This window comes from Wolbachia endosymbiont of Drosophila baimaii, assembly GCF_028982185.1.
Lineage (GTDB): Bacteria > Pseudomonadota > Alphaproteobacteria > Rickettsiales > Anaplasmataceae > Wolbachia > Wolbachia pipientis.
In genome coordinates this window covers 1-11738 of sequence record NZ_JAPQLE010000081.1, presented here as the reverse complement: position 1 = coordinate 11738, position 11738 = coordinate 1, and the positions used below count along the sequence as shown (strand labels likewise).

Genomic DNA, 11738 nt, shown 5'->3' with positions numbered 1-11738 from the left:
CCTATGACCTGTTCGGACTATTATGAGAAATGCTATAAATAACTCTACAATATCGCTTATTTGATTCACTAATAATGAGAATTGGTATAAGATCGCTATCACGTCGCTTGGCGCAAGCCATGCATATTTTATCGGCAGCTTGAAATTATATATATTTCTCTCTTGCCACGAAGAATAAAGTAAAACCTCAGCGATATTTTGCGCCTCCCCCTCCTCCATAATCAGCGGTATTTCAACTGTTATAGCAGTGCCTTGCTTTGGCAACTCAGCGTATTTAACATCAATTGGATAGCCAAAATTGCGGTTAAAGTAAACGATGTTAACTTTATTGTTTAAATCTAATTGACTGATATTAGCAAGTTTTGAATTGTTACTGAAAACCGTTTCACCAATTGGTATTTCAGTCGTAACTCCCCTGCCCTTTTGGACAAATTTCAGTTTAGAGTCCTGTTCAACCACGTCAAAAAAATAGCAACTTTGCAGCATTTTAATAATTGAACGTACCGATTGCTGGTCATTTATCACATACCCAGACAATAACCCTTTGACATTGCTTGTATCGAACTGGTTGCTTTTTAGACCTGCTTTTTGTAACAGATCCGATAAAACATCGGAAATATTAAGCTGTGAAAGCTTTCCCTGAATCCAATGTCCTGTCTGCCAATTATGGCAGTCAGTCCACATATCACACAAATTGGGGAAATAAGGAAATGGCCTTGCATCCCACGCCCAGAGAAACATTTTTTCTACCATTTCCGAGCTTTGCCACTTCTTTAGCGTTCCTTCAATTGCAATTTTCTGTGAAAGAAAGCTCACCTCTCCGTTTGAATATCGTGGATATTTGCTCTCTATGCTGCCTTTATCAACAAACACATTTGGCTCATTAGTGCAGCCGTTCATACTGGGAAATCCATACTCAGTAAACCATATTTTTTTCATTTTTGGTTGCCATTTCGTTTTACTACCACCTGGATTTATGTGAGTTTCACTCCACCATTTTGCTATGTTTTTCCACGCATACCTGCTGTCGTTATACTTTACTCTTTCAGGCTCACCCTTTGAGTAATCATAGAAATAATCATACCCCACTCCACTGCTCCAACCACCCATTACATCTTCCGCAGAATAGCCAAAAGGAGGCTCTGGACAATCAGTCAGTGGAAAATAAGCATCTATGCCAACAACGTCGATGTACTGTGGAGACCACAGTTCATCCATATTATACCAACCATCATATGAATGGTATTCACTCCAATCTGCAGCGTAGGTAACTGTTACTTCCTTTCCAAGCTGAAGTTTTATCTGCTTTGCAAGCTTGACCAGCTCTATAACGGCAGGGTAATTACCTTGTTCATCTCTAATTTTGGTAAGTTGCGCAAATTCAGATCCGATGATAAACCCTTCCACTTTAGTTTGTTTGGCAATGCTTGCATAATGCTCTATAAATTTGTTATATTGATTCTCAAAAAAATCACTTATATCTTCAGGAGTACCGCTCAATTTTCCTCGCCACTCTTTATTTTCTGTGTCAAGCAAGGGCATTGGGTAGAGCATCACCTTGTAGCCTCTGCTGCGTAACTCTTCTATATATCTAATTAGCGCTGCATCACTAACTGTGCCACCATACCTTGGGTTTCCACTCGCATCTTTTGAAATTAGCTGAGCATCATCTCTGGTTACATCCCCTACTTGCCAATCATCAGGTAATATTGCGGAATCATCTTGAAATTCAACTGCAGGATATATTTTACAATCTTTAATGTTCAGATTATTCACAAACCAATTGACTACTACCGATACCCACTCAACATTTGGTAAATCTCCCTTTAATTTATCCAAAGAAAGCACTGCATCGCTCTTTTTAGTGTGGTTGTTGTGATTTACCCTTTGCGCCAGTCCATACGGGATATATTGGTTGCTGCTTATTTTCTCTTGCGCGATTTTCTTCTGTATTTTTGTATCATATACAAACTCTCCTGAGCCTGGTATTATATTGATATTCCGAATATTTTCTGCTATTGAAAATCCACTGGGTTTTAATGCAGTTCGCACTTCAAATGTAAATATCGGGACGCGATTGTTATAGTCTGCTAAAGGAAAATTCTTGATAACTATGTAAGATATTCCCCTATAAGCTAGTACATTCTTCTCACCTTCAATTGATGATATGAATGGATCAGGATTTTGGTCTTCTCTGCCGCTGTAAAAAGTATAATCTATTTCATCAAAGCTAAGTGATGTTGTATCTGCCCAGATTCTGTTTAATTTTTCTACTTTCCCCTTGCAGATCGCAATTGCAAGCGTTGCATAGTAATTATATGTAACGTTCATACCTCTTCCAATTTTACTTTTGGTGGTTATCGCCTCTTCTTTTATTGGCTGTGCCCAAATAATATTCCCTGCAACACGAGCAGTGCCATAGATAATTGGGATCGTCCTGCCGTAGGTTGAGGTTTGAACTTGCAGATTTTTTAGCCTTGCTCCATGCGTTACTTTTTGCTCGGCATCAAGACCAAACATTGCGCTATCTAGCTGTGCACCAAGAAGAGCACCGAGTTCTGAGCCGATAATCTGGCCAATTGGACCAAAAATGCTGCCTGCTTGACCAAAAATTGATGATAAAATTATTGTAGACATGATAATCCTCCTTTTTGTTTCTATAGCTAATGTAGGCTAGATTTTTCTACGTCATGCCGCCACGAACCGTCATACCGTCACGGTATCTCTAGATCCTGCTAACACGTAGCAGGATACTTAACCGTCATACCGCGATTCATTCGCGGTATCTCTTAGCCGCTAACAAGCAGCGGGATGACGAATTTGTCGTTTTACAGCCACTTGGATGACAATTTGCTACTAAATAGTAGGAAATTCAATAATTTACAATGAATAGTTGAAGTTTTTAATCAAGAAAAGCACATGAGTAAATCGTGTAGCTATAATCATTGTAAGCAACAATGAAAAAGTGCAGAAGTAGAAATTTGGGTTGACAAAATAAGAAAAAATATAGTATATTAATAATATTGATATTAACTTAAACTAATTATGCCAGCAGTAGTAAATACACCAGACAACATACAAAGACCGTCAAAATTAAAAAAAGCAAAAGAAATTCTGCTAGCTCCTGTAAGGTGGCTAATCACAGGTTTATTTGTAGTACTTTTTATAATATTTGTTATTTCTCTCCTGGTGTTTTTCTTAATCGCCAAGGTATTGAGTAAGCTATATCTTTTTGCAGGAGGCAAAATGCCGGAATGGTTAGAGCAAAGAGCTGAAGCATTTATGGAGGCAGCACGTATTCCACAAACAACGCATGATACTGATGTAAATGATGCAATTAATATTAACGTTCAAAAGCTAAAAGAAAACTACGGTGAGCCTGATATTGATGATAAGTTTATAGAGGAAATAGAAGGATTTATTGATCAGTTAGAGTGCATAGCAAATGGCACACAAAAAGCTGCAGATAAAGATCAACTTACAGAAGATGAGAAAAAACATGCACTTGAGTGCTTGAAGCGTATAAAAAATAACCCTGGTACACATAGTGGAAGCGGGTTAACATTGAAGCAAGTTTTAAATTTAGTTTGGAAGGCTTGCAACGATCAAACTAGAGCAAATGCTGATCATAATATAGATATTAATACCCGCATATCACAGAGAAAATATCAACTGGTTAAACATTTAGTAGAATCGCAAACAGAATACGGAGTGCATGGTGGTCGTGGTTCAAGTGCATGTTTTACTGGTACCTTCAACAGTATTGTCTCTTCCTTGTACACTTTTGAAGAGTTTTCCTTCTTGCAAAAAGCAGATAAGAATACTATAAAGCAGGAATTTGAAAATGAGCTGCAAAAAAAGGGAGAAGAACTATTTAATCAGCTTTCCAATGATAAAGAAAAAAAAGAAGTTGCAGAAGCTTTAAGTAATCCTTCTACAAATTTCTTTTCAAGCTATGTAGAATCATTTAAAAACCACCCTGCACGTGCAGTTTTAGGTGATAAAAAATGCGACGAATTAGTTAAAACTCATCTTAGTAATCTTCAGTACAATAGCACAATATCTCGCTTTACCTAAAGTAATCACTTCACCAGCGGCAAAGTGATACCATGCTGATTCATATATTTTCCTTTCATATCATCATATGATTTCTCACACTCACTTTCGCCGCTTAAAAATACGAATTGGCATGCGCCTTCATTAGCGTAAATTTTCGCAGGAAGCGGAGTGGTGTTTGAGAATTCGAGTGTGACATGACCTTCCCACCCAGGTTCTAAGGGAGTAACGTTTACTATAATTCCACACCTTGCGTAAGTTGATTTACCAACACAAATGACCAGTACATTCCTTGGTATACGAAAATATTCCACTGTACTTGCAAGCACAAAGCTATTTGGTGGAATTATGCATACGTTTGTTTCTTTATCTATAAAACTATTCTCAGAGAAATTTTTAGGGTCCACGATGGCTGAATTAACGTTAGTAAAAATTTTAAATTTATTATCCACTCTTGCATCGTAACCATAAGATGATAGTCCGAAAGATATAACACCTTTGCTGCTTTTGTGATTCACAAAAGGTTCTATCATTCCAAAATTTTCAGCTTTTTCTCTTATCCATTTATCTGGCATAACTGCCATAACTGTTCCTTAAAGTTGTGTAATACTTACAATAATATAAAATAAAATTTAAATGTAAACTGTAGCTTTTGTCATGCAATTAAAGCTTTTCAGTTTGATTTTTGTTATAATAATTAAATTTATGTTCTTAACTAAAAACAATGTTTAGAAATTTTCTCCTGATTTTTGTATTTGTATTATTCACACCGCTGTCAAATGCTGATGCCAGGAAATACATCAGAATTGTTGGGTCTTCAACTGTTTTTCCTTTTATCTCGTTTATAGCCGAAGAGTTCAACCGTGTATTCTCCTTTAAGACTCCAGTTGTGGAATCGATAGGAAGTGGATCAGGATTCAAAATGTTTTGCTCAGGAATAGGGGAAGACACGCCAGACATCACCACTTCATCTCGCCCTATGAAGGAAGTAGAAAGAGAACTATGTAAAAGAAATAAAATTAATGAAGTGATAGAGATCATCATTGGCTATGATGGAATTGTCATTGCAAATTCAAATCAAAGCCATAGATTTGATTTCACAAAGAAGGACTTATTTGAAACTTTATCTGCATATTCTCAAGAAAATGATAAATTAGTAAAAAATAATAAGAAGTTCTGGTCTGATGTAAATCAAGCCTTACCAAAAACAGAAATTGAAATTTATGGTCCACATCAAAATACAGGCACATACGAAACTTTGGTTAATTCTATTATGCTTGATCAATATTCATGCATGAATTCAAGAACTTTTAAAGAGAATTATAAAGATCAGGAAGAAAGAAAGAAAGCATGTGGTAGTATAAGGGATGACGGAAGGTATATAGAAGTTGGAATTAATGAAAACATAATAATACAAAAATTGAAAAGTAACAAGAACGCCTTAGGGATATTTAGTTTCAGCTTTTTAATGAGGAATCAAGATAAAATACAAGGGAGCACAATTGCAGGAATTGAGCCAACTTACGAAAATATATCATCGGGAAAATATATATTAGCAAGACCTCTATACCTTTATATAAAGAAAGAACACCTGGATACTGTTGATGGATTAAGAGAATTCATAAAAGAAATTATAGATTCGATCGGCATTGAAGATGGGTACCTATCTAGGCTTGGTCTAATTCCACTTTCAAGTGAAGATATAAAGAAAGCTTCAGCAAAGGTTTATGATATAACGTGACGGCAACGTTTCTTTTATATTCTTTGTTCTAGCGTAGTCAGACCCAGCGCGGCGCGCTGGGATGACAATGGATTACTAATTAGACAGTTCTGCGTTGTTGCAACACCCCAGAAACAACCGGGCCCGAGCTTTTCGTATTTGGGCTTTCTGATTTCTCACAAACTCCTCCAATATAAGCTAGTACAGCCAATGCTGAAACTGCTAAAACTTCTAAAACTAATGCAACTACAGGATATGCCAGCACATAGGCTGCAATAGCACCAACTACGCATAGTCCAACAACGCCTAGAGCAATCTTCCCTTTGTGTTCACTCCAGAAGGTTGTATCGTTTTTTTCTGGGGTTTTGTTGTCTGCAGTCAGTGCAGAGTTTTCGGTGTCTTGACCTAGATCAGTGTCATCTATAAAGTTAAGATCATCATTCTCAGACGGATCCTGATTGATTTCTTGTGAAAATCGAGTCGCATACTCTTTATCCCATGCTATCTGATCATTAATCTTGGCATTATCTAGTTTATTTTTACTAAGTTTTTCCTCAAATTCTTGAATCAAATCTTGAAAGCATTGCTCACCTACTCCAGGTATTTTAGCAAAACGTTTTTGTGCACATGTAAGTTTATCCATTACATAGTTATTTCCATTGGGCTCGAACCCAAGGAGCCCTGGAGAAGCAGCATCAAACATTAATTTAAAGCTTTCTTTTATCTTTTCCACATCTTCTTGGTTCAATTCTTCACTATATTCAACTTTCAGAGGATAAACTAAAAGGGCATCTACTCTTCCACTACTCCAATATACCTCTCGCTCTAAAACCCTTTCTACATCTTCACCACAATTCTCTAATGCTGCTTTAACTTGATCAATATCAAGGTTTTTTATTGCTTCTTGTAAGTTGGAATCAAGACCCATTACCCTCTTGTGCTCTTCCATTTCTTGAATAACTGTTTTAAGAGCAGGTATGTTATAACTGCCAAATCTTCGAAAATTATCTATTGTACAACAACACAAAAAATCACGAGTTTTTTGATCAGCTTCCTTCCAAATTAGTTCAATGATCTTTACTTTAGTGCTAACGCTAGCATTAGAACAGTCAATAACATCATTTAAAATGGTACCTTTGTCACTAGTCAGAGTCCCCTCGTGGCTCAAAACTGCTTGTATATCATTATGTTCCTTATTGTCGAGTACGTTCTGGACTTCTTGAAAATTGTCATTCCTGACTGCCTGTCTTAATGAACCTAGAATTTCTTCTTGTGCATCAGTTAATTCAACCACATCTTACCTCTAATAAAAACCTAATTATCACACATATTTACAAGTAAATCAAGTATATTGTTAATAACTGTTAATAAAGGCCAACAAAATGCTTGACGTTAGAGTAGCTTTTATGGCTTTGTATAGCGAGGAAGTAATTCTATGAAAAATCATCAACGTTTACAAAATTTGCGTTCAATTGTATTTATTGTGGGAATATTCCTATTGCTGTTTAGCTTAGCAATGCTTATTCCTGCTATTACTAATAAATGTCTCAGCTACAAATGGAAAATTTCCTCGCTGGATTCATAATTACCTGCACATCTGGCGCAATTTTTATTTTACTCGGTAAATTAAGTAGATTGCATGGAATGCCAGCAATTTTTGCGATTACTAGTTGCACCTGGATTGCCTTGTCTCTGTTTGCAGCTATTCCTTTCTATTTTGATAATCTGAGCTATGTTGATGCATTGTTTGAAACGATATCTGGCATCACAACCACAGGAGCAACTATATTTAATGATATTGAAAAACAATCTCCAGGAATACTGCTATGGAGAGCAATGCTACATGGCATGGGGGGTTTTGGTGTAATCACTTTAGGAATTGCAGTTTTTCCTATGTTTAAGGTTCTCAGCCTAAATAATTTACTTTATTCTGAGTATTCAGATGCTACCAAAAGGAAGTTGCCGAATACGCGAAGCGTAGTGATTCATGTTACGGCAATATATTATGGCTTAATTTTGTTATGCATATTTTCCTATTATCTAGCTGGTATGCCACTATTTGATGCAATATGTCACGGAATGTCTGCTGTATCAACTGGTGGATTTGCTAACTATAATGATTCTATAGGGCACTATAATAATCCCATACTAGAAGCCATAACGATCGTTTTTATGATTTTGGGTTCTCTGCCTTTTCTTAGCTATTTAAAAATCATAAGACGGTTAGACATTTGCTATGATGAGCAGGTCTCTTACTTTTTTAAGATAGCTATTGTTTCATCTTTATTTGCTTGTTTTTGGTTGTATAAAAATGTTGATTTAGGAGTGTCATTATCATTTAGATGCAGCACATTTACCATCACTTCCTTGATTACGTCAACTGGTTATGCAATCTGTAATCATATAGATTGGAGTTTCATTTCAGTCTTAGCTTTTTTTCTAACCTTTGTTGGTGGATGTAGCGGTTCTTCAAGTGGTGGTGTCAAAATCTTTCGTTTGATCATTTTTCTAAGATCTATAGAAAATCACTTTCGCCTTTTATTGAACCCAGGCGCAGGCGATAGGGTAAAATTCAATGGAAAAACCCTGGAGAATGATGAAGTTCACTCTGTCTTTATATTTTTTGCAATTTTCATGTTAATGTTTACCATTTCATCAATAGTGATGTCTTACTTAAGCAATGCAGACTTTATAACTAGCATCAGTTCAGTCTCTGCAACGCTTACAAACTCTGGCCCGGGATTTAGTAATTTAATAGGCCCTTCGGGTAATTATTCCTCTTTCAGTAATGAAGTAAAATTATTTCTATCGTTTTTAATGCTGCTTGGCAGACTTGAAATATTACCAATCTATTTTTGTATAGGTAATTTATTCTTATTTAATAGAGAGAAATAGTTGGTGAAACTTGATATTATAGCTAAACTGACTTACGACAATTTGAAAAACCGTCATTCCGCTACTCGTTAGCGATATCTATACCGCGAATAAATCCACAGATGTACGAACATTGTGATTTGGGCACACCAGGAAGAATGTCATCCAAGTAGCCCCTTTCTCGTCATCCCGCTACTTGTTAGCGGGATCTATGCTAAGAGATACCGCGAATGAATCGCGGTATGACGGTTCGCGGCGGTATAGCTATAGATAGTATTAGCTATTTAATAAAAAGATCGTAGCTAAACCAAGAAATATAAAAGCTGAGAGAATATCAGTTGTTGCCGATGTTAGGATTGAAGAAGAAACGGCAGGGTCAGACTTTAAACGGTGAAGCATTATAGGAATGAAAGTTCCGATGAACGTTGCAATAATTGACATCATAATCATGGAGACCACAAAAATCATCTCCACTTTGAAGTTGTGAAACCTTATTGCTAACACTACTAATGAAATAGTAGATAAGATCACCCCGTTTATAAGACCTATTAAAAATTCTTTCATCAGTATTCTTTTTGCATTTTGCTCAGTTAGATATTTTGTTGCGATTGCCCGGATGGTTAGCGTTACTGTTTGGGATCCTGCATTTCCGCTCATTGATGCAATTATCGGCATGATTATTGGCAGCACTATAAAACTTTTTATTACATCATCGAAAAAGCCAACTACTATGGAACACATTGTTGCAGCTAAGAGGTTAAACAGTAACCAAGGTAGCCTTTTAATTATAGTTTTATGTATAGGGGCATTTATATCGGCTTTAGAAGATACACCGCTTATTTTGAGTACATCCTCTTCTGTTTCTTGTTGAACAACTTTTATCACATCTTCAATTAAGATCACACCAATAATTTTACCATTCTTATTTACTACCGGAGCCGATAATAGAGAGTAATCTTTAAATATTCTTGCTACTTCCTCTTGGTCTATTCCAGTTTTAATGATTTTTATGTCATGATCCATTATCTCTTTTATTATTGTGTCTCCTGAGTGAGATATTACCTTATTTAAATTAACACTGCCTATAGGCTCTAATTTTGAGTTGATAATGAATATCTGGTGAAATTTTTCTGGTATTTTTTTATAGTTGCACACAAATTCTGTCAGTTGATTTATTGTCCAATAATATGGAGCTATAACCATATCTTTATGTATTAACCTTCCTGCACTTTCTTCTGGATATGATAGCAACTCCTCTACCGATTTCTGAGTTTTGCTGGGCAAATAGTAAAGTATATTTTCTACAGACTTTCTATCTAAATCTTTCACTATGGTTACTATATCTTCTACATCAAGGAGCATTAGTAACTTTGCTGTATTTTCTATTCCCAATGTTTCTATGATCTCTATTTGTAAATCTGGCACTACATGCACTAGGGCATCACTTAACAAATGTTGATCGAGGATATTAACTAATTTCTCCCTGTGATCACTGATCGAAGTAGATAAAAAATAAGCTAACTGAACACTGTCTACCGTTTTTACAATATTACGAACATTCTCTAGCTCCTCATTATCAAGTGACTCTATTAAGTCATCAATAGCCTTTTTGTCTAAACCATAATGGGAACTTATTTCAATATTCATTACTTTACCTTGTTTTTTAATAAATATACGCGCTTGATTTCCTTAAACATTAAAGTATAATGAAATTATTTAAATTAACTATCATATGGTTAAATTTCTATTTTGTTTACTGTTATTGTTATTGATAGTAAATATATTAAAATCTAAAGTATAATGAAAACTTATCCAGAAATTCTTGAACACTTTCAAAGCTTAAATAAAAGTATTTCTCTTATCAGGAGGTGTCTTTGACATGGAAAAATTAAGGTTGCGCCTTGAAGAGCTTGACTCCCAAGCGTTGAATGATGACCTATGGCAAGATAACCAAAAAGCACAAGAAGTTTTAAAAGAACGTTCTAAAATTAAGAATGACGTAGAGTCGTTTTTAAAGCTGGAAAGCGATTACAACGATGCCATCAGCTTAATGAAGTCTGCTATTGATGAAAATGATGAAGAATTTTTCTCTGAAGTTGAAAATGAATTAGCTAAGCTAGAGAAATTAATCAAGTATAAAGAAACAGAGTCCTTATTTACTGGTGAAGCAGATAATAATAACTGCTTTTTAGAAATCCACTCAGGAGCTGGCGGAACCGAGAGCAATGATTGGGCTGAAATGCTGATGCGCATGTATATAAGGTGGGCAGAAATTTATCACAACTTTAAAGTTGAAGTTGTAGAAAAATTAGAAGGAGAGTCGGTTGGTATAAAGTCTGCAATGATAAAAATCGTTGGAGAAAAAGCTTATGGGTGGGCAAAAAGTGAAAGTGGAATTCACAGGCTGGTTAGAATATCGCCATTTGATGCAAATGGTAAACGTCATACCAGTTTTGCAAGTGTAGGAGTAACTCCAGTGATCGAAGATTCAATTGATATTGCTGTGGATGAAAAGGATCTAAAGATCGACACCTACCGTGCTTCCGGAGCAGGCGGTCAGCATGTGAACAAAACTGAAAGTGCAGTACGCATTACGCATATTCCAACTGGTGTTGTAGTTCAATGCCAAAATGGTCGTTCTCAACACAGAAATAAAGATGAGGCATTGAAATTACTTAAAGGACGTTTATACCAAATTGAACTGGAAAAAAAAGAACAGAAAATGGCTGAAGAATATGGTAAAAAATGCGATATAGGCTGGGGCAATCAGATCAGATCGTACGTTATGCATCCATATCAAATGGTGAAGGATTTAAGAACTGGACATGAAGTGGGCAATATAAATTCTGTTTTTGATGGTAATATAGATTGTTTCATAGTTAGTGTGCTCACTAAGCAAAATTAGGTAGGGTTGACTTTCTTGCCATAATATATGATAATTAAAATATTGTTAAAGTAGGAGTAAAGTTATGGCGATTAAATATGATCAGTGGAAAAGTGACCTTACCCAGAAAAAGTGGAGAGAAAGTTTGGAATGTTTTTTACAAAAAGAATGATGCATCAAATTGTTCTGGAATGCAATAGTTAA

At 35.7% G+C, this 11738-nt stretch carries 8 protein-coding genes; 4 read left to right on the top strand and 4 right to left on the bottom strand.

The genetic code is table 11. The annotated features are described in order from the left end of the window. Window positions 1-2637, bottom strand: a 2637-nt coding sequence (locus OZD66_RS02695; protein WP_275022150.1) for a glycoside hydrolase/phage tail family protein, incomplete at its 3' end; no start/stop codon positions are given. Between the two features lie 408 nt (window positions 2638-3045). On the opposite strand from OZD66_RS02695, the gene OZD66_RS02690 reads away from it, so the two are divergent. Continuing rightward, complete coding sequence (locus OZD66_RS02690) at window positions 3046-4077, top strand: hypothetical protein (RefSeq protein WP_182366749.1); 1032 nt, start codon at window positions 3046-3048, stop codon at window positions 4075-4077. Between the two features lie 5 nt (window positions 4078-4082). Here the strand turns inward: OZD66_RS02690 and dcd are convergent, their stop codons facing one another. Further along, on the bottom strand, window positions 4083-4640 hold the full coding sequence (gene dcd / locus OZD66_RS02685) for a dCTP deaminase (protein ID WP_182366747.1): 558 nt from the start codon (window positions 4638-4640) through the stop codon (window positions 4083-4085). A 140-nt stretch (window positions 4641-4780) separates the two neighbouring features. Here dcd and OZD66_RS02680 point away from each other — a divergent pair, with 140 nt between their 5' ends. After that, window positions 4781-5797 (top strand): substrate-binding domain-containing protein, encoded by a 1017-nt coding sequence (locus OZD66_RS02680; RefSeq protein WP_182366745.1) that lies wholly within the window; start codon window positions 4781-4783, stop codon window positions 5795-5797. 79 nt (window positions 5798-5876) lie between these two features. On the opposite strand, the gene OZD66_RS02675 is transcribed toward OZD66_RS02680, so the two are convergent. Next, entirely contained in the window at window positions 5877-7070 is a 1194-nt protein-coding gene (locus OZD66_RS02675) for a hypothetical protein (protein WP_182366744.1), read from the bottom strand. Between the two features lie 263 nt (window positions 7071-7333). Between OZD66_RS02675 and OZD66_RS02670 the strand changes: the two genes are divergently transcribed. Beyond that, a complete protein-coding gene (locus OZD66_RS02670; RefSeq protein ID WP_275022147.1) occupies window positions 7334-8671 on the top strand; it encodes a TrkH family potassium uptake protein in 1338 nt (445 codons plus the stop codon). A gap of 255 nt (window positions 8672-8926) precedes the next feature. Here the strand turns inward: OZD66_RS02670 and mgtE are convergent, their stop codons facing one another. Beyond that, window positions 8927-10297: a magnesium transporter gene (mgtE, locus tag OZD66_RS02665; protein WP_182366743.1), complete on the bottom strand. Its 1371-nt coding sequence runs from the start codon at window positions 10295-10297 to the stop codon at window positions 8927-8929. Window positions 10298-10450: 153 nt separating this feature from the next. Here mgtE and prfB point away from each other — a divergent pair. Then, a protein-coding gene (gene prfB / locus OZD66_RS02660; protein ID WP_182366742.1) for a peptide chain release factor 2 occupies window positions 10451-11555 on the top strand; the annotation gives its coding sequence in 2 pieces (ribosomal slippage) (window positions 10451-10525 and window positions 10527-11555; 1104 coding nt in all). Window positions 11556-11738 lie beyond the last annotated feature (183 nt).

What these genes read in the sequence shown, in the direction of transcription:
- OZD66_RS02690 (WP_182366749.1), top strand. Translation starts at nt 3,046, where the DNA reads ATGCCAGCAGTAGTAAATACACCAGACAACATACAAAGACCGTCAAAA.
- dcd (WP_182366747.1), bottom strand. Translation starts at nt 4,640, where the DNA reads ATGGCAGTTATGCCAGATAAATGGATAAGAGAAAAAGCTGAAAATTTT.
- OZD66_RS02680 (WP_182366745.1), top strand. Translation starts at nt 4,781, where the DNA reads ATGTTTAGAAATTTTCTCCTGATTTTTGTATTTGTATTATTCACACCG.
- OZD66_RS02670 (WP_275022147.1), top strand. Translation starts at nt 7,334, where the DNA reads ATGGAAAATTTCCTCGCTGGATTCATAATTACCTGCACATCTGGCGCA.
- mgtE (WP_182366743.1), bottom strand. Translation starts at nt 10,297, where the DNA reads ATGAATATTGAAATAAGTTCCCATTATGGTTTAGACAAAAAGGCTATT.